Genomic DNA, 25,856 nt, shown 5'->3' with positions numbered 1-25,856 from the left:
GGCCCCCTTGGCCCCGACGGCGCCGATGGCGCCCCCTTCGGCACGGCCAGCACGTCCGTCCCATGATTTCTATAATGGCGGCTTCGTTCGCCATTGCAGGAGGTATTCGTCCCATGCGCCATTGATGCTGCCGCTGTCCCAGCGGCCCGCTTTTCCCGACCCTGCCCACGGCATGCGCAATGCATGCAAAGCGGCAAGGAACTGCGTTGGCATCCATGAACCGCGATATGACGAATACCACGATCACGCTCGACGGCGTTTCCTGCGTGCTGCCCGATGGCAGCCCCCTTTTCTCCGATCTTTCCGAAACCCTGGACCACCGCCGCACCGGCCTGGTGGGGCGCAACGGCGTGGGCAAGTCGCGGCTGGCGCGCATCCTGGCCGGGCTGGATGCGCCCTCGCAGGGCCGCTGCCTGCGCTCGGGGCAGGTGCTGTACCTGGCCCAGCGCACGGACTGGCACGGCCAGCCTTCGGTGGCGGCGCTGGCCGGGCTGCAGCCCGCGCTGGAGGCGCTGGCGCGCATCGAGGGCGGCAGTTGCGAGCCCCGCGACTTCGAGCTGCTGGCCGACCGCTGGGACCTGCGCCAGCGCCTGCAGGCCCAGCTGGAGCTGGCGGGCCTGGGCCATCTGCGTGCCGATACGCCGGGCCACGCCCTCAGCGGCGGCGAGGCCATGCGTGCGGCCCTGGCGGGCGCGCTGCTGTCGGGCGCCGACCACCTGGTGCTGGACGAGCCCAGCAACCACCTGGACCGCGAAAGCCGCCAGGCCCTGGCCGCGCAACTGCAGCGCTGGCCCGGTGGCCTGGTCGTGGTCAGTCATGACCGCAGTCTGCTGCAGGGCATGGAACGCATCGTGGAGCTGTCGCCGCAGGGGCTTCGCAGCTACGGCGGCGGCTACGCCTTCTATGCCGAAGCCAAGGCGCGCGAGATGGCCTCGACGGTGCAACTGCTGGAGCAGCGCAAGCTGGAGCGCCGCCGCGAAACGCAGCAGCTGCGCGAGCAGCAGGAGCGCCAGCAGCGCCGCGAGGCGCGCGGCCGCCGCCAGGGCCTGGAGGCCAACCAGGCGCGCATTCTGCTGGACCGGCAAAAGGAGCGCAGCCAGGCGTCGGCCGGCCGCCTGCGCCGCCAGCAGGCGGACACGCGCGAAGCGCTGGACCAGCGCGTGCGCGAGGCGGCGCGCCAGATCGACCTGCAGGCCGACATCCGCTTGCAGGCGCCGCCACCGGTAGGTGCTCCCTGCGACGTGGTGGCGCTGCTGGACGATGTGCTGCTGCCGTTTTCCCCGGGGCCGCGCCTGAACCTGTCTCTGTACGGCGGCCAGCGCCTGGCCGTGACCGGTCCCAACGGCTGCGGCAAGACGCGCCTGCTCGATGTGCTGGCGGGCCGCCTTGCGCCCCAGGCGGGCGAGGTGCGCCGCATGCAGGCCTGTGCCTACCTGGACCAGCGCCTGTCCCTGTTGCAGCCGCAGCGCACGGTGATGGAGCAGTTGCAGGACGCCTGCCCCGGTACCCCTGTGGATGTGTTGCGCACGCGCCTGGCCTGGCTCGGGCTGGCGGCCCGGCAGGTGGAGCAGCCCGCGGGCCGGCTCAGCGGCGGCGAGCAGCTCAAGGCCGCCCTGGCCTGTGCGCTGCATGCCGAGCCGCCCGCGCCCCTGCTCCTGCTGGACGAGCCCTGCAACCACCTGGACCTGCCTTCCCTGCAGGCGCTGGAGGCCATGCTGCGCGGCTACGCCGGCACGCTGGTCGTGGTCTCGCATGACGAGGATTTTCTGCAGGCCATCGGGCTGACCGAACGCCTGGTGTCGTCGCCGCAGGGCTGGCGAATGGAGCCCGCCTAGCTTTCCTGCGCTATCAGCGCCTGCAGTGCGCGCACATCGGTCACCAGCAGCGCCTGGCGCCCCTCCTTGCGCAGCAGGCCGCGCCGGGTGAGGGCGCCCAGCTCGCGCGTGACCTGCTCGCGGTTGGTGCTGATCTTGCTGGCCAGCACCGAGTGCGAAGGCACGGGGCTGATGAGGGCCGTGTGCTCGGGCGATACGCCCGCCTCCCGGGCCAGGCGCAGCAGCTCCCTGTGCAGGCGCGTGGGCACGCCCAGGGTGCTCAGTTCCATGACGCGGTCGGTCAGCCGCCGCACCAGGCCGGCCAGACCTTCCATCATGCGCAGGGCAACGGCGGGCTCGCGCGCCAGCAGGGCCAGGAAGTCCTGGCGCGAGAGGCTGGCCAGCAGCGAGGATTCCAGGGTGACCACATCGGTGGAGCGGGCCTGGCCGTCAATGGCCGCCAGGTCGCCGAAGTGCTCGCCGGGCCCGTAGTCGCGGAAGCTGACCTCGCGCCCGCCCGGCGAATAGGTGATGATGCGCACGCGCCCGCTGACCAGGAAGAACACGTCGCTGCCCGTGGAGCAGCGGCTGAACACGGGCTGGCGGGCCTGCAGCGGGCGCCATTCGCAGTCGGCGGCGATGCGGTCCAGGCTGGCGGTGCCCAGGCCCTCGAACAGGGTGATGCCGCGCAGGGCGAAGCTGGAAGGCTGGGTAGGGTGGGCCATGGAACCAATAACGGGCGGAATGTACAAAGATTCTGGATCGGGCTGCGCTGTCCCAAGTTCCTTCAAGCCGCCATTGTTCCTGTCTTGTCCTGCCGTCGGGCGCATCATCCGTTTCCATGGCCCGTGTCCTTCCTCCGTCCCTGCCGTCCCTGCGCAGTCTCCACTGGTCCACCGGCCTGGTGCTGTGGACCTATGCGGCGCTGCACCTGTCCAACCATGCCCTGGGCCTGGTCTCGCTGGCCACGGCCGAGGCCGTGCGCGAGGTGATCCACGGCGTGTGGCGATCCCTGCCCGGCAGCCTGCTGCTCTACGGCGCGCTGGCCGTGCACATGGGGCTGGCGCTGCAGGCGCTCGCGCGGCGGCGCAGCCTGCGCATGCCGGCGCTGGAGGCCGTGCGGCTGCTGCTGGGCCTGGGCCTGCCGCTGCTGCTGGCCCTGCATGTGCCGGCCACGCGGCTGGCGCAGGAGGCCTGGGGCGTGGACCCCTCGTATGCGCGCATCGTGCGTTCTTCCTGGAATCCGTCCAGCATGGCCATCCAGCTGCTGCTGATGGCGGCCGCGTGGACCCACGGCTGCATGGGCCTGCACATGGCCCTGCGTGCGCGCGGCTGGTGGCGGCGCTGGCAGCCGCTGCTGCTCACGGCCGCCGTGCTGCTGCCCGTGCTGGCGGCGCTGGGCATCGTCTCCATGGCGCGCGAGATCGCGGCGGCCGGTGTGCCCGCGCCGGCCGGGCCTTCGCCGCAGGCGGCGCAGCTGCTGCGCGATCTGACATCGGGGCTGCGTCAGGGCTGGCTGGCCGGCCTGGCTGCCTTGCTGGCCGGCCCCTGGCTGTGGCGGCGCATGCGCCTGCGCGGCGCCCGCCAGGTGCTGCTGCACTATCCGGGCCGCACGGTGCAGGTGCCCCAGGGCATGAGCGTGCTCGAAGCCAGCCGCGAGCATGGCATTGCCCATTTGTCGCTGTGCGGCGGCAGGGCGCGCTGCTCCACCTGCCGCGTGCGCGTGTCCGGCCCGGCGGCCCACCTGCCTGCGCCGGGGCGGGACGAGCGCCTCACGCTGGAGCGCGTGGGTGCGCCGCAGGACGTGCGGCTGGCCTGCCAGCTGCGGCCCACGGGCGATGTGCAGGTGGCGCCGCTGTTCCGCTCGCCGGCAGCCGCCCAGGCCGGGCGCGCGGGCCAGGAGCGCGAGGTCCGCGAAGTGCGCGAGGTGGCCATCCTGTTCGTGGACCTGCGCCGCTGGTCCGGCCTGGCCGAGCGGCAATGGCCCGTGGACCTGTCCTGGGTGCTGGACCAGTATTTCGAGCGCGTGGGCCAGGCCGTGCACGACAGCGGCGGCATGGCCAACCAGTTCATCGGCGACAGCGTGATGGCCATCTTCGGCCTGGACACCGACCTGGACACGGCCTGCCGCCAGGCCGTGCAGGCCAGTGCCCTGATAGACCGGCGCATGCAGGAGTGGAGCGCGAGCTTCGAGGCGCAGTTCGGCCAGCCGGTGGATTTCGGCATGGGCCTGCATGCGGGGCGCGCCGCCGTGGGGCGCGTGGGCTTCGAGCACACCACCACCTTCACGGCCGTGGGCGAGGTGGTCAACACGGCCAGCCGCCTGCAGGAATACACCAAGAGCGCCCAGGCGCGGCTGGTGCTGTCGCTGGAGGTGGCGCGCCGCGCGGGCGTGGCCGATGGCCTGGGCGAAGTCCGGCAGGTGCAGGTGCGCGGGCGCTCCGAGTCCTTGCAGGCCCTGCATGTGGCGCGGCCCGGCCTGCAGTGGCCGTGAGGGTGGATGGTGGGCGTGGACGATGAGTGTGGACAGTGAGCGCGGGAGCCGGAGAGTTTGCGCAAAGCTGTGCGTTTAGGCACTGACGTGCAGGCGGGCGAAGACGAGACTGCAGCCATGCAGAACGCAATCACGCGCTGCAGGATTTGACAAAGGATTCGCCATGAAGCACGCAAAGACCCTCTTCGCCATCACCGCCCTTTCTGCCGCACTTTCCTCCGCGTTGTGGCCGGGCATGGCCTCGGCCGCACCGGCTGCCACGGTATCTGCAGAAACCTGGTTCGGCGCCGAGCCCGCCAGCTCCGGCCCTGCGCTGTCGCGCGCCGAGGTTCAGGCCGACCTGGCCCTGTGGAACCGCGCCGGCCTCAACGTCTACCGCGAGTCCGATGTGAACCACTGGGATGCCGACTACCAGCAGCGCCTGGCCCAGTACCAGCGCATGCGCAGCGGCCCCGAGTACCTGGCCGAAGTGCAGCGCCTGGGTGGCTCGGTGAAGGCGGCCGAAGGCCAGGGTTCCGGCCGTGTCCCGGGCTGATGCGATGACGCGCGCCGCCACGCATTCCACTGCCCATGCCGCCGCATCGCCCTGGGCCGACTTCGCGCCGCTGCTGGCCCGGGTGCTGCTGAGCCTGCTGTTCATCTACAGCGGCATCGGCAAGCTGATGGGGCCGGAGGGCACCATGGCCTATATCGCCAAGGCGGGCCTGCCGCTGCCCATGCTGTCGTATGCCATGGCGCTGGTGGTGGAGCTGGGCGTGGCCACGGCCCTGCTGCTGGGCTGGCGCACCCGCGAGGCCGCGGCCGTGATGGCCGTGTTCAGCGTCATGTCGGCGCTGATGTTCCACAACCAGTTCGGCGACAAGGGCCAGCTGGTGCAGTTCCTGAAGAACCTGGCGATCGCCGGGGGATTCGTGCAACTGATGCTGGCGCCCGTGGCGCGCTGGAGCCTGGACGCACGGCGCAAGGCCTCGCGTTGAGCACGAGCCAGTGATTCCTGGCGCTGTGTGCAACACACAGCCCATGAAACCGGCGCTGCCCAAAGCGAGGGACACCGAGGAAGGGCCGCCCCGCACCGAGGGTGTCGTCCCCCTCCCGCGTAGCGAGAGAGGGGGAAGGCGCGAAGCGACTCAGGGGGTGTCTTTGTCTCACACCTTGATGCCCTTCTCAGCCAGGCGTCGGGCATAGGCGGCCAGGATCAGCCGCTCCGAATGCACCAGGTATTCATTGAGCGCGGCAGCGGCCTCGGCCGGCTTGCCGTCCTCGAACTGCTGCAGGATGCGCGCATTCATGTCCACATAGGGCGCATGCAGGAAGTGCGGGTCGCGCAGCAGGCCGAAGGCCAGGCGCAGCTCGGCCAGCAGGTGCTCGAACATGGTGTCCAGGCGCTCGCTGTCGGCCAGCTGCACCACGGCCTTGTGGAAACTCATGTTGGCCGTGCCCACGCCGGACCAGTCCTGGGCCTCGCGGTGGCGCTGTGCCGCTTCCACGGCTTCGCGCATCAGGCTGCGCGCCGGGTGCATGGGATAGGCCTGGGCCAGGGCCTGGCACTCCACCATGCGGCGCACGCGGTAGATGTCGATGATGGAGGCGATGCTGGGCGCCGCCACCGACACGCCCTTGTTGGGCTCGTGCACCAGCAGCCCCTCCTTGGTCAGCAGCCGGAAGGCCTCGCGCAGCGTGTTGCGCGAGATCTGCAGGCTTTCGCTGAGCGAGGCTTCCGACAGCTTCTGCCCGGGCTCCCAGGCACCATCGATGAGCTTGCTGCGCAGCTGCTCGGTCACGCGGTCGGTCAGGTTGAGGATGTCGGTGCTGCGGGTCATGGTGGTCGGGATGCAAGGGCCAGAGCGCAGTGTAGCCAGCGCCGGGCCGGTCGCCGGTTTCGTGCAGTGCTCAGGTGGGGTGTTGCAGCCGGGCGAAGGCCTGCAGCGTGCTGTCCACGGCGGCATCGTCGATATGGCGGTGCGTGACCAGGCGCAGCAGGCCGGCGCTGCCCGTGCGCACCAGCACGCCGGCCTGGGCCAGGCGTGCTTGCCACAGGCGCGCTTCGGCCGCGCTGGTGTCAACGCGAACCTGGACGATGTTGGTCTGCGGCAGTTCGGCCGCGCACCAAGCCGGGTCGATGGCGCGCAGGCCCTGGTGCAGGCGGCAGGCGCGCGCATGGTCGTCGGCCAGGCGCTCGACCATGTGCTCCAGTGCCACCAGCCCTGCCGCCGCAATCACGCCGGCCTGGCGCAGGGTGCCGCCGAGCATGCGCCGTATGGTGCGCGCCCGCGCGATGAAGTCGGCCGGCCCCATGAGCACCGAGCCCACGGGCGCGGACAGCCCCTTGGACAGGCAGACGGTGACCGAGTCCGTGTGCGCAGCCATCTCGCGGCAGGACAGGCCCAGGGCCACGGCGGCATTGAACAGGCGCGCGCCATCGGTGTGCACGGGCACGCCATGGCGGCAGGCCAGCGCATGCACGGCGGCCAGCGCCTGGGGCCCGGCGACGGTGCCGCCCCGCGCATTGTGCGTGTTCTCCACGGCCACCACCGCGCTGGGGCAGCGTGCGGAGATGGCGGTGTCCAGCGCCGCCTCCAGCGCGGGCAGGGCGATCAGGCCGCCGTCGCCGGCCAGGCTGCGGTAGTGCATGCCGGTCAGGCCCGCGGCGGCGCGCTCGGCGTTCAGCAGATGGCTGCCGGCCTCGGCCAGCACCTCGCCGGGCATGCGGCCATGGGCGAGCACGGCCACCAGATTGCCCATGGTGCCGCTGACCACGAACAGGCCCGCAGCCTTGCCGAAGCGCTGGGCTGCGGTCTCCTCGAGCGCGCGCACGGTCGGGTCGCCGTCCAGGCCGTCATCGCCCAGCGGGGCGCGGGCCATGGCTTCGAGCATCTGCGGCGTGGGGCGCGTGACGGTATCGCTGCGCAGGTCGATGGCGTCGGGAAGAGGGTGCAGGCTGGACATCAGTCGGCCTTGATGTTGCGTTCCTTGACGACGCGCGCCCAACGCGCCGCGTCGGTCTCCATCTGGGCGCCGAACTCTGCCGCAGTGCGGGGCGTCAGCTCCAGCCCCAGGGACTGCAGCTTGGCCTGCAGCGTGGGCGTGGCCATGGCGCGGGCCACGGCATCGTGCAGCGTGGTCTGGATGCCGGAGGGCAAACGGGCAGGCCCCAGCAGGCCGAACCAGTGCAGCACGGTCAGGCCGCGCACGCCGCTTTCGCCCAGCGTGGGAACCTGGGGGAGGGCCGGCGAGCGTTGGGCGCTGGTGGTGGCCAGGGCGCGCAGCGCACCGCTTCGGATATGCGGGATCACGGTGGGTGCCGAGGCGAACATGCTCTCGGTATGCCCGGCAACCACATCGGCAATGGCCTGCCCAGAGCCCTTGTAGGGGATGTGGGTGATGAAGGTGCCGGTCTGCTGCTTGAACAGCTCACCCGCCAGATGCGTGGCCGTGCCCGTGCCGCCCGATGCAAGGTTGAGCCGGCCCGGCTGCGCCTTGGCCAGGGCCACGAATTGCTTCACGCTCTGCGCCTTGAAATTCGGGTTGACGGCCAGCACCAGCGGCGATGATCCGATCAGGGCCACGGGCGTGAAGTCCTTGAGCGCGTCGTAGGGCGTCTTGTACAGGCTGGGCGTGATGGTGTGCGGCATGTCGGCCATCAGCAGCGTGTAGCCGTCAGGCGCGGCCCGCGCCACCATTTCTGCGCCCAGCATGGCCGAGGCCCCGGGCCTGTTGTCCACGACCACGGGCTGGCCCAGTTCACGCGACAGTTCCGTGCCCAGCGCGCGGGCGATGTTGTCCGAGCCGCCACCGGCCGTGTAGGGAACGATGATGCGCACGGGCTGCGCCGGCCATTTCTGCGCCGGCGCAAGGCCGGGCAGGGCAGCGGCGGCCAGGATGAGCAGGCGGCGTGGCACGCCGCGGTGGGAAGCGCAGGGCACAAGGCGGTGGCGTTCGGCAGGCATGGCGAGAACTCCTTGGTGCGGCGAGAGAAAGAGACCATCGCGGCCCGGCCCGCAAGCCGCCACCGGCATCAACCGATGAAGCGCCCCGCGTTGCCCAGTACGCCCAGGTCGATGAAGCTGGAGCCCACATGCGGCGGCTGGCCGCTGTAGTCGATCACAAAGCCGCCCATGTCCCAGTTGCGCATGCCGGCCAGCGCTGAGCGCAGCCTGGCCTGGGTGGGGTCGCGGCCGGCGCGTTCCAGGCCCTCGGCCAGCACGCGTGCATTCACATAGGCTTCCAGCGAGCCCATGGAGAACTCCTGCTGGCCGTGGGCGCGCAGGGCCGATTGGTAGTCGCGCACCAGTTGCAGCCGGGCCTGATGGGGCGCGGGGACGACCATGGTCATGGCAAGGCCCCGGGCATCGTCGCCCAGCGGCTTGAGGCTGTCGTTGGGCAAGGTCACGCTCAGGCCCGTGAGCAGCACGCCGGGCACGCTTTTGCGCAGGCCGCGCACCAGCGCGACCGACACCGTGCCGGCCGTGGCCAGCAACACGGCGGACGGACGGGCCGCATGCACTTTGTTCAACACTTCGGCCAGGTTCTTGCCATCGGTGGCAATGGCCGCCTGTACGGAGGGGGCCATCTTCCCGGCTTCCAGTGCGCGTGTGGCGTCTTCCAGTATTTCCCGGCCGTAGGCGTTGTCCAGGTAGACGATGCCGATGCCCTTGAGGCCCATGCCTGCAAGCCGCTGTATCAGTCGGTGGACCTCATTGGTGTAGCTGGCCCGGACATGGAAGACGTTGCGCGCGCCCTTGCGCAGCGACGAGGCGCCCGTGATCGGCGCCACGTAGGGAACGCCAGCCTCTTCGATCAGCGGAATGATGGCCGCATTGTTGGGCGTGCCGTTGCACGACAGCAGGGCGAAGGCCGTGCCCTTGGACAGCATCTGCCGCACGTTGTCGGCCGAGCGCTGGGGCACATAGCCATCGTCCACGATCTGCAGCTGCAGCGTGCGGCCGTGAATTCCGCCGCGGGCATTGATCTGCGCCATGGCCGCTTCCGTGCCCAGCTTGATGTCGGTGCCGTATGCGGCCAGCGGGCCGCTCAGGGACACCGTGGAGCCGATGGTGATGGCCTTGGCGGACAGGCCGGCCTCGTCGGCAAAGGCATTGCGCACGAAGGCCGGCGCCAGGGCCGGGACCGCTGCGATGGCCGCAGCGCGGGGAACCAGGGAAACAATCTGACGGCGTCGCATGGATTCAGGGCTCGGGCAAGGTGGGTTGGGAGCAGGAAGGGCCATTCACGACGCCTGCCGCGCATGCGCCCCGCGCTGGGAGCGCGGCCCATTGTAGGAGGCGGCCTTGCCGCAGGCGATACCGGCGCAGGGGCATTGTTGCATTCATGTCTTCTATCGGTATTCAATCATCGATAGTTTTCATGACTTTGGCAAGAACCCTGTCAGTGCACATTGCGTAGGCAGGTGTATGCGGGTTTGTACTATCAGTATGCGTTGATTGTCTTAATCACAATTCGTTTCTGTAAGACAAATTACTAGTTTTGTTGAACAAAACCAGGTCGGCAGCGCACTCCTTGCCACCGGGTTGGGCATGCGGGGTGGCTCGACGGCCGTCGCGCACCGGGGGTGTGAAGGGGGAATCAACATGCTGACTGACGTCAATCTCTGGCCGCTTATCGGGGTGGCCATCATCGTTGCGGGCTTCGTGCTGCGCTTCAATCCCATGCTGGTCGTGATCGTCACGGCCATCGGCACGGCACTGGCGGCGGGCTTTCCCGTCGACAAGGTGCTGGCCACCATCGGCACGGGCTTCATCAAGACGCGCAACCTGCCGCTGATCATCCTGCTGCCGCTGGCCGTGATCGGCTTGCTGGAGCGCCATGGCCTGCGCCAGCATGCGCAGAACTGGATCAGCTCCATCAAGTCGGCCACCGCTGGCCGCCTGCTCATCGTCTACCTGGCGGCGCGCCAGCTGACGGCCGCCGTGGGCCTGACCAGCCTGGGCGGGCATCCGCAGATGGTGCGTCCGCTGCTGGCGCCCATGGCCGAAGGCGCGACCCAGTCGCGCTTCGGCATCCTGCCCGCCAAGGTGCGTGACAAGCTGCGCGCCTACTCGGCCGCCACGGACAACGTGGGCCTGTTCTTCGGCGAGGACATCTTCGTGGCCTTCGGCGCCATCGTGCTGATGACCACCTTCCTGAAGGAAGCCGGCATCGAGGTCGAGCCCATCCACGTCGCGCTGTGGGGCATTCCCACGGCCATCTGCGCCTTCGTGATCCACGCCTGGCGCCTGGGTCGCCTGGACCGCATGCTCGAGCGCGAGCTGGCCCAGTACAAGGCGGGCGTCGCAGCCGACGCGGCCAATGCCAACGCCACCCAAGCCAAGGGAGCCTGAAATGACGCTGACCATCCAACACCTGTACTACCTGGTCGGCTTCGTCCTGGCCGTCACGGCCGTGATGACGCTGCGCGATGCCAGCAATCCCAAGCGCTGGTCCAGCGGCCTGTTCTGGGCGCTGTATGCGGCCGTCTTCCTGGTGGGTCATGAGCTGCCCCCCATGGTGGTGGGCGTGATCGCCGTGGCCATGGCGCTGATCGCCGGCTTCGGTGGCGTGGGCAGCGGCCGCCACGCGCCGCGCAGCGATGCCGAATACCTGGCCAGCGCCAAGCGCCTGGGCAACAAGCTGTTCGTGCCGGCCCTGGCGATTCCGCTGATCACCATGGTCGGCACGCTGAGCGCCTCGCACCTGGTCTTCGGCGGAACGCCCCTGCTGGACCCCAAGGCCACCACGCTGGTGAGCCTGGGCGTGGGCTGCGTGCTGGCGCTGGGCCTGGCCTGCTGGCTGACCCGCGAGACGCCGGCCCAGGGCATGCGCGAATCGCGCCGCCTGACCGATGCGCTGGGCTGGGCCCTGGTGCTGCCCCAGATGCTGGGCATGCTGGGCCTGGTGTTCTCGGACGCCGGCGTGGGCAAGGCCGTGGCCTATGTGACCACCACCTATATCAACATGGACATCCGCTTCGTGGCCGTGGCCGTCTACGTGCTCGGCATGGCGCTGTTCACGGTGGTGATGGGCAATGGCTTCGCGGCCTTCCCGGTGATGACGGGCGGCGTGGGCGTGCCCATTCTGGTGGGCGTCTACCATGGCGACCCGGCCGTGATGGCGGCCATCGGCATGCTCTCGGGCTACTGCGGCACCCTGCTGACGCCCATGGCGGCCAACTTCAACCTGGTGCCCGCCGCGCTGCTGGAGATCGACAAGAATGCCGTGATCCGCGCCCAGGTGCCCACGGCCCTGGCCCTGCTGACGGCCAACGTCTTCCTCATGTATTTCCTGATGTTCCGTTAAAGGACGGACTGTTGCCATGACCGATTCCACTTCCCCGCGCATCCTGGTGACCGGCTTCGAGCCGTTCGAGCAGGACCCTGTCAATCCCTCGTGGGAAGTGGCGCGTGCCCTGCATGGCGAGATCGTGGAGGGCGCCACCGTCCACGGCCTGCAGCTGCGCTGCGTGTTCGGCGAATCGCTGCGCCAGCTGCAGGAGGCGCTTGCGCAGCTGCAGCCGGTGCTGGTCATCAGCCTGGGCCTGGCCGGCGGCCGCAGCGAGTTCACGCCCGAGCGCGTGGCCATCAATATCGACGACGCCCGCATTCCCGACCATGCGGCGCGCCAGCCCGTGGACCAGGTGGTGATCCCGGGCGCGCCCGCCGCGTACTTTTCCACGCTGCCCATCAAGGCCGTGGTGCACAACCTGCGTGCGCGGGGCATTCCGTCTTCCGTGTCCAACACGGCGGGCACCTTTGTCTGCAACCACGTGTTTTTCGCGCTCATGCACTGGCTGGCCCAGGGCAAGGCTGCGCCGGGTGCGCGGGGCGGCTTCATCCATGTGCCGGCCCTGCCTGAGCAGGCAGCGCGCAAGCCGGGCATGCCCAGCATGTCGCTGGCCGACCAGGTGGCTGCCGTGCGCGAGACCATCCGCACGGCCCTGACCGTGTCCCAGGATCTGAAGGAAAACGCCGGCCAGCTGCACTGAACCCCGTGCACCGAGTCCGGTGAGGAGAGAACGATGAAAATTGACCTGAACAGTGATCTTGGCGAGAGCCTGGGTGGATGGCGCATGGGCGACGATGCCGCCATGCTCGATATCGTCAGCAGCGCCAACGTGGCCTGCGGATTCCATGCCGGCGACCCGGCAGGCATCCTGGAGACGCTCAAGGCCGCCCGCGCGCGCGGCGCCATCGTCGGCGCCCATGTGTCCTATCCCGACCTGGTCGGCTTCGGCCGGCGCAACATGGACGTGGCCAGCGCCGACCTGGTGGCCGGCGTCATCTACCAGATCGGCGCGCTGCAGGGCCTGGCCCGCGTGGCTGGCACCGAGGTGCGCTACGTCAAGCCGCACGGCGCGCTCTACAACACCATCGCCCACGACAGGCGCCAGGCCACCGACGTGATCACGGCCATGCGCGCCATCGACCCCAGCCTGGTGCTGGTGGCGCTGGCCGGCTCGCCCCTGATCGACTGGGCGCGCGACGCAGGCCTGACCGTGGTGGCCGAGGCCTTTGCCGACCGGGGCTACACGCCCGAGGGCACCCTGGTCTCGCGCCGCGATCCGGGCGCCGTGCTGCACGACGTGGACCAGATCGCCGCGCGCATGCTCATGCTGGTGCGCGAAGGGGTGGTCGAGGCCGTGGACGGCAGCCCCGTGCGCATTGCCGCCGACTCCATCTGCGTGCATGGCGACAGCCCGGGAGCCGTGGCCATCGCACGCCATCTGCGCGAGCGTTTCGAGCAGGAGGGCGTGCGCATTTCCTCCTTCGCAGGTTGAGGAGTGGCCATGCGCTTTCTACCTGTCAACCGCCAGGCCCTGCTGGTGGAGCTGGTCGACCTGGATGAAACCCTGGCCCTGCTGGGCTCGCTGCAGCGCGAGCCCATCGCCGGCGTGCAGGAGCTGGTGCCGGCCGCGCGCACCGTGCTTGTGCAGTTCACCCCCGCCCAGGTGGGCGTGGCCGAGCTGGTGAACCGCATCGCCGCGCGTGACCTGAGTCAGCGCGCCGAGCGCAGCGATGTGCTGGTCGAAATCCCCGTGCACTACGACGGCGAGGACCTGGCCGATGTGGCGCAGCTGCTGGGCATCACGCCCGAGGAAGTCGTGCGCCGCCACACGGGCAGCGAGTACGCCGTGGCCTTCACGGGCTTCGCGCCCGGCTTTGCCTACCTCAGCGGGGGCGATCCGATCTTCAACGTGCCGCGCCGCACCACGCCGCGCACGCGCGTGCCGGCCGGCTCCGTGGCGCTGGGCGGCACGTTCAGCGCCGTCTATCCCCAGGCCAGCCCGGGCGGCTGGCAACTGATAGGCCGCACCTCGGCGCGCATGTGGGACCTTGCGCGCGAGCTGCCTGCGCTGCTGCAGCCCGGCTACCGCGTGCGCTTTGTCGATGCCGCAGGCATGGAGCAGGCGGATGCCGAACCTGCACCCGCTGTCGTGCAGGCCGAACTGCCAGAGGGCAACGCGCTGCGCGTCAAGGCCACCGGGCTGATGACGCTGTTCCAGGACCGGGGCCGCCTGGGCCAGGCCGGGCAGGGCGTCTCGGCCTCGGGCGCCATGGACCAGGCAGCCTTCAAGGCCGCCAACCGCCTGGTCGGCAATGCCAGCGACCTGGCCGTGCTGGAGACCGTGGGCGGTGGCCTGTCGCTGCAAAGCCAGGGCGAGACCGTGGTCGCCATCACGGGCGCCGATGCGCCCCTGACCGTGACCACCGGGTCCGGCCAGCGCTGGAGCGTGCCGCGCTACCAGGCCGTGGCCCTGGCCGATGGCGACCTGCTGACCATTGCCCAGCCCGTGGCCGGCGCGCGCTGCTATGTGGCCGTGCGCGGCGGCTTTGCCGTCACGCCCGTGCTGGGCAGCGCCTGCACCGACACCCTGGCGAATGTCGGCCCAACCGCCCTGGCCGTGGGCCAGATCCTGCCCGTGCGGGCTGCGGACCGCACGGCCGTGTCCGCACCCGAGCTGCCGCCCGAGTCCCTGCCCATCGCCGGGCAGGACGTGGTGCTGGACGTGGAGCTGGGCCCGCGCACCGACTGGTTCACGCCCGAGGCCGTGGCCCTGCTGGCCGCGCAGCGCTGGCAGGTCACGCCGCAATCGAACCGCGTGGGCCTGCGCGTGGCGGGCGAGCGGCCCCTGGCGCGCGCCGTGGCCGGCGAGCTGCCCAGCGAAGGCACGCCGCTGGGCGCCATCCAGGTGCCTCCCAGCGGCCAGCCCGTGCTGTTCCTGGCCGACCATCCGCTGACGGGCGGCTACCCTGTCATCGGCTGCGTGGCGCCGCACCACCTCGATCTGGCCGGCCAGATTCCCGTGGGCGCCTGGATCCGCTTCAACCCCATCCGCGCCTTCGAGGAATATTCCCCCGGCGCGCAAGGCGCCCAGCGCCTGCAGAACAATTGAAGGTATTGCGATGAAAAAAGTCCTGATTGCCAACCGTGGCGAGATCGCCGTCCGCATCGCCCGCGCCTGCGCCGACTACGGCGTGAAATCCGTGGCCGTCTACGCCGATGCCGACATCGACGCCCTGCACGTGCGCATGGCCGACGAGGCCTATGGCCTGGACGGCGAGCGCCCGGCCGACACCTACCTGAACATCGCCAAGCTCATCGCCATCGCGCACAAGAGCGGCGCCGACGCCGTGCACCCCGGCTACGGCTTCCTGTCCGAAAGCGAAGCCTTCGCGCGCGCCGTGCTGGATGCGGGCCTGCGCTGGATCGGCCCCACGCCCGAGACCATCGCCAAGCTGGGCGACAAGGTCGAGGCGCGCAAGATCGCCCTGCAGGTCGGCGCTCCCCTGGTGGCCGGCACGCCCGACCCCGTCAAGGATGCCGGCGAAGTGCTGGCCTTTGCCCAGCAGCACGGCCTGCCCATCATCATCAAGGCCGCCTTCGGCGGCGGCGGGCGCGGCATGAAGATCGCGTGGCGCATGGACGAGGTCGAGGAGCTCTTTCACTCGGCCGTGCGCGAGGCCGTCACCGCCTTCGGCCGCGGCGAATGCTTTGTCGAGCAATTCCTGGACCGCCCCCGCCACATCGAGGCCCAGGTGCTGGCCGACACCCACGGCAACGTGGTCGTGCTGGGCACGCGCGACTGCTCGCTGCAGCGGCGCAACCAGAAGCTGGTGGAAGAGGCCCCGGCGCCCTTCCTCAGCGACGAGCAGCGCGCCCGCATCCACAGCTCCGCACGCGACATCTGCGCGGCGGCCGGCTACGTCAGCGCGGGCACGGTGGAATTCCTGTTGAGCCAGACGGGCGCCATCTCCTTCCTCGAAGTCAACACGCGCCTGCAGGTCGAGCACCCCGTGACCGAGCAGACCACGGGCGTGGACCTGGTGATCGAGCAGCTGCGCGTGGCCGACGGCCTGCCCCTGTCCATCACCGAAACCCCGGCGCCGCTGGGTCACTCCATCGAATTCCGCATCAACGCCGAAGACGTGGGCCGGGGCTTCCTGCCCACGCCCGGCCCCGTGGTGCGGTTCGACCCGCCCTCGGGCCCCGGCGTGCGCCTGGACACGGGCGTGCAGACCGGCTCGGTCGTGCCCGGCAGCTTCGACTCGCTGATGGCCAAGCTCATCGTCAGCGGCGCCACCCGTGAACAGGCCCTGGCCCGCGCACGCCGCGCCCTGGCCGAGTTCCGCATCGAAGGCCTGTCCTCCGTCCTGCCCTTCCACCGCGCCGTCATCGGCCATGCCGACTTCGTGGGCAACGACGGCTTCAAGGTCCACACGCGCTGGATCGAATCCGACTTCGCCGAACCCCTGGCCGCCGCCGTGCGCGCCGAGCCGCTGCCCGACGCCAGCCTGGTGCGCTGCGCGGTCGAGATCGACGGGCGACGGGTGTCGCTGGGCCTGCCTGCGGTGCTGCTGCAGGGGCTGGCATCGGCTGGCGGCGGTGTGGCTGCCGCGCCGGCTGCCGAATCTGCCGTGGACCCCGCTGCCGTCACCTCACCCATTGCAGGGAATCTGCATGCGTGGAAGGTGGCCGATGGCGACACCGTCCAGGAAGGCGATGTGATTGCCGTCATGGAGGCCATGAAGATGGAGATGCAGGTGACTGCGCATCGCAGCGGGGTGGTGGCTTTGGTGGCTGAGGCGGGGAAGGCGCAGGTGCTGGGGGCTGTGATTGCTCGGATTGGCTGATTTCTGGTTGACCTGTTTTTGATTGTGTTGTGCCTCTGGGGCAGAGGCCGGGCCGAGACCCGGCCTCGAAAAACACCCCCCGGCAGGGTCTCAAAAAAGAGCGTGAACTAATCAGCGCCCACCCTGAAAACTACGCGTACTGTACAGATCCGTCGCCAGCCGCGACAGCAGCGGCAGACCAGACACCGCATCCACCGGCTGCCTCTCGATGTAGTTGAAGAACACATCGGAATCGAGCACGCCAATGTCCAGACGGCGCGCATCAGGCACGGCCGCCAGCGTCTTGTAGCCATCGCCACCCGTGGCATTGAAGCTCAGCACGAACAGCTTGTATGTGCGCGCGGTATCCAGCGGCTTCCACGTCTTGCTCGCGTTGTCATACACCTCGATGCCCGACACGCGCTGGCCGGCCGCCGCTGCAGCGTTCACGTCAAAGCGCAGGCCGCCCGTGTAGGGGTAGGGGCCGGTCGTGCCGCTGGGGCCGTAGACGGCCTGCAGGCCGTCCTCGAGCATGCCCTTGACTTCCGTGCCGGTGATGTCGAGGCGGAACAGCTTGTTGCCGAAGGGCAGGACCTGGATGACCTGGGCGGCCGTGACCTGGCCCAGCAGCGGGATGCGCACGCCGCCGCCGCTTTGCAGGGTGATGTCGGCGCCGCCGTAGTGGCGGTTGGCTTCTTCCAGGTAGGCCTGGGCCACGAGCTGCTGGATGTCGCCGCCGCGCACGCTGACGCTGCCTTCGGCATTGCATGCGGCGCTGGACTGGCTGTAGTTCATGGTGCCGACGCCGCCGGGCACGCGGCGCGAGCACAGTTCCCGGGGCACGGTGGCGACCTGCTTGAGGTTGAACTGGGCGACCTTGTCCTTGAAGGGCTGCAGCGCGGCGGTGGCCTTGGCTGAGGGCGTGGTCACGCGCAGCACGCCGGTGGCGGCGGCGCTAGCCTTGAGGGCGGTCTTTTGCGCATCGGTGGCGGCCTTGCCGGCGATGGTGAAGCTGTCGCCGATCAGCACATGGGGCGTGCCCGTGCACTGGGTGACGCGGCCGTCGGCGTCGAACTGGACCTTGAGGTCGCCGACGACCTGGGCGTACTCCCAGGCCTGGACCACGCAGACGGGGCTGCCGTCCCTGTCGGTCAGGCGCGTGGGGTAGGCGCCGCCGGGCGTGCCCACGCCGGTGGTGTTGAGCACGTCGGGGCCGAGCAGGGTGTGCGAGTCGCCGCCCACGACCACGTCCACGCCGCTGAGCTTGGGCACGATCTGGCGGTCGTACTCATAGCCCACGTGGCTCATGACGATGATCTTGTTGATGCCCTTGGCGCGCAGCGCGTCGATTTCGCGCTGGGCTGCGGTGGCCTCGTCCTCGAAGGTGGTGTCGGTATCGGGGCTGGACGATGCCTTGGTCTTGCCCGCAATGGTCAGGCCGACGATGCCGATCTTCTGGCCGCCTCGCTCCACCACGGTGGAGGGGTTCACATAGCCGGGCGCCTTGGCCGCGTTCAGGGCCGAGTTGGCGCCAAAGCGCACGTTGGCGCTGAGCACGGGCGTCTTGCAGGTGCCGGCGCGCAGGCGGTCCAGGAAGGACTTGAGGCCGCTGTCGCCCTTGTCGAACTCGTGGTTGCCCAGCGTGAAGGCGTCAAAGCAGACGGTGTTCATGAGTGCGGCATCGGCCTCGCCGTCGGCGCCTGCGCGGTTGAAGTACAGCGTGCCGGTGAGCGCGTCGCCGGCGTGCAGCTTGAGCACGTTGGGCGACTGCGCGGACAGCTCCTCGATGGCCTGGGTCACGCGCGCAAAGCCTGCGGCGTCCACGGCCACGGCTTCGGCCTTGCCCGTGCCGGCGTCCAGCTGCAGGGTCTTGCTCTTGGACTCCAGCGTGGAGTGGTGGTCGTTGATGTGCAGAATGCGCAGCTCCAGCGGCTGGCCTGCGGGCGTGTCGTTGCCGGAGCCGCCGCAACCGGCGATCAGGGCGGAGGCAGCCAGGGCCACGGCCAGCGGGCGCAGGGCGGGGCGATGGGAGGTCAAGGACATGAACGGGTTCTCTCTGTATCGGTTTGTCACGGCCGCCGATGCTGGGCAAGGCAGATGACATGGCGATGAAAGCGCCCTGCAGGGGGCTTGACCTTGACATGGTGGCAATCTCTAAAGTGCCTCCAATGCGAGAACAAAGGAGTCAGGCAATGAATGCATCGACCAAGGCCGGCATGGCCATAGACCTGCCCGTTCAGGGCATGACCTGCGCCTCCTGCGTGGGGCGTGTGGAGCGCGCGCTCAAGAAGCTGCCGGGCGTGCAGGAGGCCGTGGTCAACCTGGCCACCGAAAAAGCCAGCATCCGCTTCGAGGGCGCGGCCGATCTGCCCGCCGCCATTTCCGCCATCGAGAAGGCCGGCTACGAGGTGCCCCAGTCCAGCGTGGAACTGGAAGTGGAGGGCATGACCTGCGCCTCCTGCGTGGGCCGCGTGGAGCGGGCGCTGAAAAAGGTGGAGGGCGTGCAATCGGCCAGCGTGAACCTGGCCACCGAACGCGCAGTGGTGACGCTGGCTGGCAGCGCAGATGTGGCGGCCCTTGTGGCAGCTGTGCACAAGGCCGGGTACGAGGTGCGTCCGCTGGGCGCCAGCGCGAACCCGGCCAGTGAAGGCGGCGCAGCGCAGTCGCCGGCCGAAGACGGCACGGAGCAGCGCCAGGCGCGCGAGCGGGCCTCGCTCAAACGCTCGCTGATCGTGGCCACGGTGTTTGCGCTGCCGGTGTTCGTGCTGGAGATGGGCGGCCACATGGTGCCGGCCTTCCACCACTGGGTGGGGCAGGCCATCGGCACCCAGAACAGCTGGTACCTGCAGTGCCTGCTGTCGGCCATCGTGCTGTTCGGGCCGGGCCTGCGTTTTTTCCAGAAAGGCATTCCCGCGCTGCTGCGCGGCGCGCCCGACATGAATTCGCTGGTGGCCGTGGGCACCTCGGCGGCGTTTGCCTATTCGCTGGTGGCCACCTTCGTGCCGCAGTGGCTGCCGGCCGGCACGGTGAATGTGTATTACGAGGCGGCGGCCGTGATCGTGGCGCTGATCCTGCTGGGCCGCTTCATGGAGGCGCGCGCCAAGGGCAATACCTCCGAAGCCATCCGCCGCCTGGTGCGACTGCAGGCCAAGACGGCGCGCGTGCGCAAGGACGGCGCCGTGCAGGAGGTGGACATTGCCGCCGTGCGTGCGGGCGACACCATCGAGGTGCGGCCCGGCGAGCGCATTCCCGTCGATGGCGAGGTCATCGAGGGCAGCAGCTTCGTCGATGAATCCATGATCAGCGGCGAGCCCGTGCCGGTCGAGAAAACCCCGGGTGCCGAACTGGTTGGCGGCACGGTGAACCAGAACGGCGCGCTGGCCTTTCGCGCCACCAAGGTCGGTGCGGACACGCTGCTGGCGCAGATCATCCGCATGGTCGAGCAGGCCCAGGGCTCCAAGCTGCCCATACAGGCGCTGGTGGACCAGGTCACCATGTGGTTCGTGCCGGCCGTGATGGCCGTGGCCCTGCTGACCTTCGGCGCCTGGCTGGCCTGGGGGCCGTCGCCCGCGCTGAGCTTTGCGCTGGTCAATGCCGTGGCCGTGCTCATCATCGCCTGCCCCTGCGCCATGGGCCTGGCCACGCCCACTTCCATCATGGTGGGCACGGGCCGGGCCGCGCAGATGGGCGTGCTGCTGCGCAAGGGCGAGGCGCTGCAGACCTTGAAAGACGCCCGCGTGGTGGCCGTGGACAAGACGGGCACGCTGACGCGCGGCCGCCCCGAGCTGACCGACCTGGTGCTGGCCCCGGGCTTCGAGGGCGAGCGCAGCCGCGTGCTGGCGCTGGTGGCGGCCGTGGAGGACCGCTCCGAGCACCCGATTGCGCGCGCCATCGTGGATGCTGCCAAGGCCGAGGATCTGCCGCTGGGTGCCGTGGATCGCTTTGAATCGGTGACAGGCTTTGGCGTGCGCGCCCAGGTGGACGGCGTGCGCGTGGAGATCGGTGCCGACCGCTTCATGCGCGAATTGGGCCTGCAGGTGGACACGCTGGCAGACGAGGCCGCGCGCCTGGGCGACGAAGGCAAGACGCCGCTGTATGCCGCCGTGGACGGTCGCCTGGCAGCCATGATCGCCGTGGCCGATCCCATCAAGGACAGCACGCCGGCCGCCATTGCCGCGCTGCACGCCTTGGGCCTGAAGGTGGCCATGATCACCGGCGACAACCGCCGCACGGCCGAGGCCATTGCGCGCCAGCTGGGCATCGACGAGGTGGTGGCCGAGGTGCTGCCCGGCGGCAAGGTCGATGCCGTCAAGCGCCTGAAGGCCGAGCACGGCACGCTGGCCTATGTGGGCGACGGCATCAACGACGCGCCGGCCCTGGCCGAGGCCGATGTGGGCCTGGCCATTGGCACGGGCACGGACATCGCCATCGAGGCGGCCGACGTGGTGCTGATGTCGGGCGACCTGGGCGGCGTGCCCAATGCGATTGCGCTGTCCAAGGCCACCATGGCCAACATCCGCCAGAACCTGTTCTGGGCCTTTGCCTACAACGTGGCCCTGATCCCCGTGGCCGCTGGCCTGCTGTACCCCGTCAACGGCACGCTGCTGTCGCCCGTGTTCGCGGCCGGGGCCATGGCGCTGTCCAGCGTCTTCGTGCTCAGCAACGCGCTGCGCCTGCGGCGTTTCAATCCGCCGCTGGCGGCGGGGCGTTGAACGACGAAGGCAGTCAGCCGGGCAGCTTGGGGACGTCTATGAAGTCGTCCAGGCTCAGGCCTTTTTCCTTGAGCAGGGCTTCTAGCACGGGCTGCAGGCGGCCCAGGCTTTGCTGCACGGTCTCGCGCACCGTGTCCACCACGACCTGGGTGCTGCGGTCGATCTCCACATTGAGCAGGTCGCCCACGCCCTTGGACTCGAACACGGTCATGCGGCGCGTCTCGGGGATCAGCCAGACCTCGAACCAGCCGGCCTGGCGGTCCACCTCGGACACCGTGAGGCTGGCGCCGTTGATGGCGATGTAGCCCTTGGCGAACACGTAGTGGCGAAAGCCCTCGGGAATGCCGAAGCGGATGCGGTGGTTGGTGTCGCTGGAGGCCACTTCCAGCACGGGCGAGGTGAAGTCCACGTGGCCCGACAGCGGATGGCCGCCGATCTCGGCGCCGTCCTTTGCCGCGCGCTCCACATTGACGCGCCCGCCCACGGCATAGCCGCCCAGCGTGGTGATGTTCAGGCTTTGCAGCATCACGTCGAAGGTGGCGCGCGTGGGCGAGAGGATCTCCGTCACCGTCAGGCACACGCCGTCGGTGGAGACGCTGGCGCCGATGGCCAGGTCCTGGCAGAAGCCTTCGGGAAAGTCGAGGGTGAAGGTGCGCAGGCCGTTCTGGTCGCGCAGCGCGGCAATGCTTGCCACGGCCTGGATGATGCCGGTGAACACGATGTGGGATTCCTTGGAGCCGCCCGGTCGGCGGCGAAGCGGGTATTTTGCATCGCGGCGCTGCGCTGCGGGGGCGCAGGCCGGCGTGTCCCTGCGGGCATCAGGCCGGTGCCGCGGCCTCTTCCCACCAGCCGCTGAGGAGGGCGGGCGGCCGCTGCGCCGCATGCACCCAGGCACAGGACGGCCAGGCATCCTGCTGCACGTTCATGCCCGCATAGATGCCGTAGCCGGGGCCGGCCGCGATCTCGCCTTCGGCATGCAGGGTCTCGCCCGCGCGGATGCTGCAGGCCGCACGGATGTCGCCCAGCGCGCGCATGCCCCAGTCCACCTCGATGTGGCTGCCGCCTTCCACGTCGGCGCCAGCGTACAGGCCGTGGCCCAGCTCGATCAGGCCGCTGGCGCGGATGCTGCCGCCCGCGCGCAGGCCCTTGCCGCAGCGGATGGCGCCCTGCACCTCGATGTCCTGGCCGGCCTGGGCCCCTCCGCCCAGGCGCAGGTCGGCGCCGCAGCGCAGCTCCCAGCCGGCGCGCACGTCTTCGGCGCGCAGTTCCTCGTGCACGTCCACGCTCCAGGCGGCCTTGACCAGGCCGCCGGCCTGCAGCGGGCCGCTGCAGAAGATGGCGCCGCCGCTGTGCAGGTCCTGGCCGGCCTCGATGCGGCCCGCGTGGATGCCGGCGCCGGCCTGCAGCGTGCGGCCCACGGCCAGCAGGCCGGGCACGCGCAGCTCGCCATGCACGACGACGCTGCCCGAGAACACCAGGGCATCGGCCTCCAGGTGATCGACCTCCAGCACGGCATCGGTGGGGCCGAACTGGTTCATGAGCCAGCGCGCGTCCTCGACGCGGCCATCGCCCACCAGGGCGTCGAGCACGCGCTGGTAGTCGTTGCCGTCATGGCGGTTGCGCACGAACCAGCGAAAGCCCGCCGCGCAAGGGCTTTTGGCGCGCAGAAAGTTTTGGGAGAGTTCCATGTCCATCGTCAGCTCCTGGGTCACAGCGGCTGTGCCATGCGGCGGCGCAGCCTGAAAGGCGTGCAGGCCAGGGCGATGCGGGCGTGGGCCGGCAGCTCCTGGCATGCGTTTGCATGCGGATTCGCTGCGGGGGCCGTGCGGGAAGCTGGGGTTGGACCTCAGGCTTTCCGCACGGCGGCGGAAAGCAGGGCCGTGAAGCCGCACAGGCTGATGAAGGCCGTGGGCACGCCGTGCACGCGCTGCGGCCGCTGCGCGCGCAAGGCGGTGCAGCGGGTCGGGGCGTGGCGGAAAAGGCGTGTAGGGGCCATGGACAGGGGGATGAGCAGCCGCGATTATGCCGCCAGGCCATTTGCGCACGGGGGCATGGGGGCGTGTACAGGACGGGGCTTCGTTGCTTTGGGTAACATCACGGACCCTGCGGGCGCCCGGTGGAGGACCATCGGCGCCCGGTTGCCCTGCTGCGCGGCGATCGGCCCGGCAGGGTCCTCTCGCCAAGAGAAGCCCATGAATTCCAAGACTCCCCCCTCGTTCCTGAGCCGCATCGCCATCGCGATCGGCAGTTTCTTCGCCATCCTCGGCAACGGCCGCCTGGCCGCCGATGTGTCCCGGCTGCGCGACGGCGAGCCGCTGGCCGCCGACGTGCCGCCGCCCGCACCCAAGGAGGTGCGCGTGGAGGTGCCCGTGGACCGGATCGTCGAGGTCCGCGTCGAGGTGCCGGTCGAGAAGATCGTCGAAAAGACCGTCGTGGAGCCGGCCGCACCCGCTGGCACCGCCGCGCTGCAGCTGCTGGGCCTGCTGCAGCGCGAGGCGCGCTTCGTGGACTTCGTGCAGGAAGACGTGGCCGGCTACGCCGACGCCGAGATCGGCGCCGCCGCCCGCGTGGTGCACGAAGGCTGCCGCAAGGTGCTGCGCGAGCATTTCAGCATCGCCCCCGTGCGGACGGAGGCCGAAGGCAGCCGCGTCACGCTGGCCGCAGGCTTTGATGCCGCCGCCGTGCGCCTGACGGGCAACGTGGTCGGCCAGGCACCCTTCACGGGCACGCTGGGCCACCGTGGCTGGCGCGTGGACGATGTCCGCCTGCCCCAGCTCACCGATCACAAGGCTGCCGCCATCGTGGCCCAGGCCGAGGTGGAGCTGTGAGCATGGACCAGTCCCGTCAATCCTCCCAGGCGCGCTACAGCATTGGCATCGACCTGGGCACCACGCATTGCGCGCTCTCCTATGTGGACCGCCAGGCCAGCGATGGCGAGAAGGTGGTGCAGGGCGTGCTGGACATTCCCCAGCTCACCGGCCCCTCCAGCGTGGAGGCACGCCCGCTGCTGCCGTCCTTCCTCTACCTGCCGCATGAAAGCGAGCTGACTGCGGCCGACATGGCCCTGCCCTGGGGCGCCAGCCAGGACTTCGTGGTGGGCGAGTTCGCGCGATCGCGCGGCGCGGCCACGCCGATACGGCTGGTCTCCAGCGCCAAGAGCTGGCTGTGCCATCCGGGCGTGGACCGCCGCTCGCCCCTGCTGCCGGCCGATGCGCCCGAGGAGGTGCACCGCGTCTCGCCGCTGACCGCCTCCATCCGCTACCTGTCGCACCTGCGCTGGGCCTGGGAACAGGCCCATCCCGAGGCGCCGTTCGACGCCCAGGACGTGACGGTGACCATTCCCGCCTCGTTCGACCCGGCCGCGCGCGAGCTGACGGCCGAGGCCTGCCGCGCCGCGGGCTTCCAGAGGCTCACGCTGCTGGAGGAACCCCAGGCTGCGCTGTACAGCTGGATCCAGGCCAGCGGCGGCCAGTGGCGCAAGCAGGTACAAAGCGGCGAGATCATCCTCGTCGTGGACGTGGGCGGCGGCACCACCGACCTGTCGCTGATCGCCGTGCTGGAAAAGGACGGCGGCCTGGAGCTGCAGCGCGTGGCCGTGGGCGAGCACATCCTGCTGGGCGGCGACAACATGGACCTGGCCCTGGCCTACGGCGTGGCCCGCAAGCTGGCCCAGGAGGGCAAGCAGCTCGACGCCTGGCAGACCCGCGCCCTGGCCCATGGCTGCCGCCAGGCCAAGGAGCAGCTGCTGGCCGACGCCTCGCTGCAGTCCGTGCCCGTGGTCGTGCCCAGCCGGGGCAGCAAGCTCATCGGCGGCAGCATCCGCACTGAGGTCACGCGTGACGAGGTGCTGCAGATGCTGGTGGAAGGCTTCTTCCCGCGCGCCGCCGTCGCCGACAAGCCCCAGACCCGCGCGCGCGCCGCGCTGACCCAGCTGGGCCTGCCCTATGCGCAGGACGCAGCTGTCACGCGCCACCTGGCGGCCTTCCTCTCGCGCCAGGCCGGCGCCACCGAGCAGATCGAAGGCCTCCAGGGCACGCAGCCCGAGGGCGCGTCCTTCCTGCATCCCTCGGCCATCCTGTTCAACGGCGGCGTGCTCAAGGCGCCGCAGATCGAGCAGCGCATCCTGGAAGTCGTCAACGGCTGGCTGGCCGGCGAAGGCGCGCAACCCGCGCGCCTGCTGGACGGCGCCAACCTCGACCTGGCCGTGGCGCGCGGCGCCGCCTACTTCGGCCATGTGGCGGCTGCGGGCCGTGGCGTGCGCATCCGTGGCGGCACGGCGCAGAGCTATTACGTGGGCGTGGAAAGCAACATGCCCGCCATCCCCGGCATGGAGCCGCCCATCTCGGCCCTGTGCCTGGCGCCCTTCGGCATGGAAGAGGGCACCGAGGTGGCGCTGGACACGCAGGAATTCGGCCTGGTCGTGGGCGAGCCCGTGCGCCTGCGCTTCTTCGGTTCCTCCGTGCGCCGCGCCGACCAGGTCGGCACCGTGCTGGACTTCTGGGGACCCGAGGAACTGGTCGAGCTGCAGGAAATCGAGGCCCACCTGCCCGCCGAAGGCCGTGCGCCCGGCGAGATCGTGCCCGTCACCCTGCATGCGCGCGTGACCGACATCGGCACGCTGGAACTCAACGCCGTGCCCGTGGGTGGTGACGAACGCTGGAAGGTGGAGTTCGACGTGCGGGCCGATGTAGCGTAGCCCGCCCCGGCGGCAGGCCCGGTCCGGGCCGCGCAC

The 25,856-nt window shown here is 70.1% G+C and carries 22 protein-coding genes; 13 read left to right on the top strand and 9 right to left on the bottom strand.

Annotated elements, in window-relative coordinates:
* Positions 1-215: 215 nt before the first annotated feature.
* A complete protein-coding gene (locus ACF8NF_RS04880; RefSeq protein ID WP_392450161.1) occupies positions 216-1,835 on the top strand; it encodes an ABC-F family ATP-binding cassette domain-containing protein in 1,620 nt (539 codons plus the stop codon).
* Here ACF8NF_RS04880 and ACF8NF_RS04875 read toward each other — a convergent pair.
* Complete coding sequence (locus ACF8NF_RS04875) at positions 1,832-2,539, bottom strand: Crp/Fnr family transcriptional regulator (RefSeq protein ID WP_252653343.1); 708 nt, start codon at positions 2,537-2,539, stop codon at positions 1,832-1,834. The two genes, ACF8NF_RS04880 and ACF8NF_RS04875, sit on opposite strands and share 4 nt — an antisense overlap.
* Before the next feature lie 116 nt (positions 2,540-2,655).
* Here ACF8NF_RS04875 and ACF8NF_RS04870 point away from each other — a divergent pair, with 116 nt between their 5' ends.
* From ACF8NF_RS04870 to ACF8NF_RS04860, 3 genes are all read left to right on the top strand, one after another.
* On the top strand, positions 2,656-4,308 hold the full coding sequence (locus ACF8NF_RS04870) for an adenylate/guanylate cyclase domain-containing protein (protein ID WP_252653342.1): 1,653 nt from the start codon (positions 2,656-2,658) through the stop codon (positions 4,306-4,308).
* Between the two features lie 163 nt (positions 4,309-4,471).
* Positions 4,472-4,843 carry a DUF4148 domain-containing protein gene (locus ACF8NF_RS04865; protein WP_016454396.1) on the top strand — a complete coding sequence of 124 codons (372 nt, stop codon included), beginning with the start codon at positions 4,472-4,474 and terminating at the stop codon, positions 4,841-4,843.
* Positions 4,830-5,285 carry a DoxX family protein gene (locus ACF8NF_RS04860; protein WP_337193890.1) on the top strand — a complete coding sequence of 152 codons (456 nt, stop codon included), beginning with the start codon at positions 4,830-4,832 and terminating at the stop codon, positions 5,283-5,285. Before ACF8NF_RS04865 ends, ACF8NF_RS04860 begins: the two co-directional genes overlap by 14 nt.
* Before the next feature lie 168 nt (positions 5,286-5,453).
* On the opposite strand, the gene ACF8NF_RS04855 is transcribed toward ACF8NF_RS04860, so the two are convergent.
* The 4 genes from ACF8NF_RS04855 to ACF8NF_RS04840 form a co-directional block, all read right to left on the bottom strand.
* A complete protein-coding gene (locus ACF8NF_RS04855; RefSeq protein WP_016448773.1) occupies positions 5,454-6,128 on the bottom strand; it encodes a GntR family transcriptional regulator in 675 nt (224 codons plus the stop codon).
* 70 nt (positions 6,129-6,198) lie between these two features.
* A complete protein-coding gene (locus ACF8NF_RS04850; RefSeq protein ID WP_016454394.1) occupies positions 6,199-7,254 on the bottom strand; it encodes a low specificity L-threonine aldolase in 1,056 nt (351 codons plus the stop codon).
* Positions 7,254-8,255 carry a tripartite tricarboxylate transporter substrate binding protein gene (locus tag ACF8NF_RS04845; protein WP_160852790.1) on the bottom strand — a complete coding sequence of 334 codons (1,002 nt, stop codon included), beginning with the start codon at positions 8,253-8,255 and terminating at the stop codon, positions 7,254-7,256. Before ACF8NF_RS04845 ends, ACF8NF_RS04850 begins: the two co-directional genes overlap by 1 nt.
* 68 nt (positions 8,256-8,323) lie before the next feature.
* Positions 8,324-9,490 (bottom strand): ABC transporter substrate-binding protein, encoded by a 1,167-nt coding sequence (locus tag ACF8NF_RS04840; protein WP_016448770.1) that lies wholly within the window; start codon positions 9,488-9,490, stop codon positions 8,324-8,326.
* A 406-nt stretch (positions 9,491-9,896) separates the two neighbouring features.
* On the opposite strand from ACF8NF_RS04840, the gene ACF8NF_RS04835 reads away from it, so the two are divergent.
* From ACF8NF_RS04835 to ACF8NF_RS04810, 6 genes are read left to right on the top strand one after another with little or no spacing between them, the layout of a single operon-like run.
* Complete coding sequence (locus ACF8NF_RS04835; protein ID WP_016448769.1) at positions 9,897-10,646, top strand: DUF969 domain-containing protein; 750 nt, start codon at positions 9,897-9,899, stop codon at positions 10,644-10,646.
* A gap of 1 nt (position 10,647) precedes the next feature.
* Positions 10,648-11,601 (top strand): DUF979 domain-containing protein, encoded by a 954-nt coding sequence (locus ACF8NF_RS04830; protein ID WP_016454392.1) that lies wholly within the window; start codon positions 10,648-10,650, stop codon positions 11,599-11,601.
* Positions 11,602-11,617: 16 nt separating this feature from the next.
* Positions 11,618-12,286 carry a pyroglutamyl-peptidase I gene (gene pcp, locus ACF8NF_RS04825; RefSeq protein WP_016454391.1) on the top strand — a complete coding sequence of 223 codons (669 nt, stop codon included), beginning with the start codon at positions 11,618-11,620 and terminating at the stop codon, positions 12,284-12,286.
* 33 nt (positions 12,287-12,319) lie between these two features.
* Positions 12,320-13,078 (top strand): LamB/YcsF family protein, encoded by a 759-nt coding sequence (locus tag ACF8NF_RS04820; protein ID WP_016454390.1) that lies wholly within the window; start codon positions 12,320-12,322, stop codon positions 13,076-13,078.
* A gap of 9 nt (positions 13,079-13,087) precedes the next feature.
* Positions 13,088-14,695 (top strand): carboxyltransferase domain-containing protein, encoded by a 1,608-nt coding sequence (locus ACF8NF_RS04815; RefSeq protein ID WP_392450159.1) that lies wholly within the window; start codon positions 13,088-13,090, stop codon positions 14,693-14,695.
* A gap of 10 nt (positions 14,696-14,705) precedes the next feature.
* The gene (locus ACF8NF_RS04810) at positions 14,706-16,433 is read left to right on the top strand and encodes a biotin carboxylase N-terminal domain-containing protein (protein ID WP_013800623.1); all 1,728 of its coding nucleotides are present in this window, start codon (positions 14,706-14,708) and stop codon (positions 16,431-16,433) included.
* A gap of 111 nt (positions 16,434-16,544) precedes the next feature.
* Here the strand turns inward: ACF8NF_RS04810 and ACF8NF_RS04805 are convergent, their stop codons facing one another.
* Entirely contained in the window at positions 16,545-18,455 is a 1,911-nt protein-coding gene (locus ACF8NF_RS04805; protein WP_392450156.1) for a bifunctional metallophosphatase/5'-nucleotidase, read from the bottom strand.
* 149 nt (positions 18,456-18,604) lie between these two features.
* Here ACF8NF_RS04805 and ACF8NF_RS04800 point away from each other — a divergent pair, with 149 nt between their 5' ends.
* Entirely contained in the window at positions 18,605-21,124 is a 2,520-nt protein-coding gene (locus ACF8NF_RS04800; protein WP_392450155.1) for a heavy metal translocating P-type ATPase, read from the top strand.
* Between the two features lie 13 nt (positions 21,125-21,137).
* Here ACF8NF_RS04800 and ACF8NF_RS04795 read toward each other — a convergent pair whose 3' ends face one another.
* From ACF8NF_RS04795 to ACF8NF_RS04785, 3 genes are all read right to left on the bottom strand, one after another.
* Positions 21,138-21,842: a riboflavin synthase gene (locus tag ACF8NF_RS04795; RefSeq protein ID WP_012207520.1), complete on the bottom strand. Its 705-nt coding sequence runs from the start codon at positions 21,840-21,842 to the stop codon at positions 21,138-21,140.
* A 100-nt stretch (positions 21,843-21,942) separates the two neighbouring features.
* Positions 21,943-22,818 carry a hypothetical protein gene (locus ACF8NF_RS04790; RefSeq protein ID WP_026062924.1) on the bottom strand — a complete coding sequence of 292 codons (876 nt, stop codon included), beginning with the start codon at positions 22,816-22,818 and terminating at the stop codon, positions 21,943-21,945.
* 152 nt (positions 22,819-22,970) lie between these two features.
* On the bottom strand, positions 22,971-23,120 hold the full coding sequence (locus ACF8NF_RS04785; protein ID WP_164474686.1) for a hypothetical protein: 150 nt from the start codon (positions 23,118-23,120) through the stop codon (positions 22,971-22,973).
* 196 nt (positions 23,121-23,316) lie between these two features.
* Between ACF8NF_RS04785 and ACF8NF_RS04780 the strand changes: the two genes are divergently transcribed.
* Positions 23,317-23,952, top strand: a complete 636-nt coding sequence (locus ACF8NF_RS04780; protein ID WP_392450153.1) for a DUF2760 domain-containing protein — start codon at positions 23,317-23,319, stop codon at positions 23,950-23,952.
* 2 nt (positions 23,953-23,954) lie between these two features.
* Complete coding sequence (locus ACF8NF_RS04775) at positions 23,955-25,820, top strand: Hsp70 family protein (RefSeq protein WP_343739296.1); 1,866 nt, start codon at positions 23,955-23,957, stop codon at positions 25,818-25,820.
* Positions 25,821-25,856: the final 36 nt, after the last annotated feature.

Source organism: Delftia sp. WSY_22, assembly GCF_043104185.1.
GTDB classification, from domain to species: Bacteria; Pseudomonadota; Gammaproteobacteria; order Burkholderiales; family Burkholderiaceae_C; genus Comamonas; species Comamonas tsuruhatensis.
Note: the sequence above shows the minus strand (reverse complement) of the source record. Positions and strands in the feature narration are given on the sequence as shown.

What these genes read in the sequence shown, in the direction of transcription:
- ACF8NF_RS04880 (WP_392450161.1), top strand. Translation starts at nt 216, where the DNA reads ATGAACCGCGATATGACGAATACCACGATCACGCTCGACGGCGTTTCC.
- ACF8NF_RS04875 (WP_252653343.1), bottom strand. Translation starts at nt 2,539, where the DNA reads ATGGCCCACCCTACCCAGCCTTCCAGCTTCGCCCTGCGCGGCATCACC.
- ACF8NF_RS04870 (WP_252653342.1), top strand. Translation starts at nt 2,656, where the DNA reads ATGGCCCGTGTCCTTCCTCCGTCCCTGCCGTCCCTGCGCAGTCTCCAC.
- ACF8NF_RS04865 (WP_016454396.1), top strand. Translation starts at nt 4,472, where the DNA reads ATGAAGCACGCAAAGACCCTCTTCGCCATCACCGCCCTTTCTGCCGCA.
- ACF8NF_RS04855 (WP_016448773.1), bottom strand. Translation starts at nt 6,128, where the DNA reads ATGACCCGCAGCACCGACATCCTCAACCTGACCGACCGCGTGACCGAG.
- ACF8NF_RS04850 (WP_016454394.1), bottom strand. Translation starts at nt 7,254, where the DNA reads ATGTCCAGCCTGCACCCTCTTCCCGACGCCATCGACCTGCGCAGCGAT.
- ACF8NF_RS04845 (WP_160852790.1), bottom strand. Translation starts at nt 8,255, where the DNA reads ATGCCTGCCGAACGCCACCGCCTTGTGCCCTGCGCTTCCCACCGCGGC.
- ACF8NF_RS04840 (WP_016448770.1), bottom strand. Translation starts at nt 9,490, where the DNA reads ATGCGACGCCGTCAGATTGTTTCCCTGGTTCCCCGCGCTGCGGCCATC.
- ACF8NF_RS04835 (WP_016448769.1), top strand. Translation starts at nt 9,897, where the DNA reads ATGCTGACTGACGTCAATCTCTGGCCGCTTATCGGGGTGGCCATCATC.
- ACF8NF_RS04830 (WP_016454392.1), top strand. Translation starts at nt 10,648, where the DNA reads ATGACGCTGACCATCCAACACCTGTACTACCTGGTCGGCTTCGTCCTG.
- pcp (WP_016454391.1), top strand. Translation starts at nt 11,618, where the DNA reads ATGACCGATTCCACTTCCCCGCGCATCCTGGTGACCGGCTTCGAGCCG.
- ACF8NF_RS04820 (WP_016454390.1), top strand. Translation starts at nt 12,320, where the DNA reads ATGAAAATTGACCTGAACAGTGATCTTGGCGAGAGCCTGGGTGGATGG.
- ACF8NF_RS04815 (WP_392450159.1), top strand. Translation starts at nt 13,088, where the DNA reads ATGCGCTTTCTACCTGTCAACCGCCAGGCCCTGCTGGTGGAGCTGGTC.
- ACF8NF_RS04810 (WP_013800623.1), top strand. Translation starts at nt 14,706, where the DNA reads ATGAAAAAAGTCCTGATTGCCAACCGTGGCGAGATCGCCGTCCGCATC.
- ACF8NF_RS04805 (WP_392450156.1), bottom strand. Translation starts at nt 18,455, where the DNA reads ATGTCCTTGACCTCCCATCGCCCCGCCCTGCGCCCGCTGGCCGTGGCC.
- ACF8NF_RS04800 (WP_392450155.1), top strand. Translation starts at nt 18,605, where the DNA reads ATGAATGCATCGACCAAGGCCGGCATGGCCATAGACCTGCCCGTTCAG.
- ACF8NF_RS04790 (WP_026062924.1), bottom strand. Translation starts at nt 22,818, where the DNA reads ATGGACATGGAACTCTCCCAAAACTTTCTGCGCGCCAAAAGCCCTTGC.
- ACF8NF_RS04785 (WP_164474686.1), bottom strand. Translation starts at nt 23,120, where the DNA reads ATGGCCCCTACACGCCTTTTCCGCCACGCCCCGACCCGCTGCACCGCC.
- ACF8NF_RS04780 (WP_392450153.1), top strand. Translation starts at nt 23,317, where the DNA reads ATGAATTCCAAGACTCCCCCCTCGTTCCTGAGCCGCATCGCCATCGCG.
- ACF8NF_RS04775 (WP_343739296.1), top strand. Translation starts at nt 23,955, where the DNA reads ATGGACCAGTCCCGTCAATCCTCCCAGGCGCGCTACAGCATTGGCATC.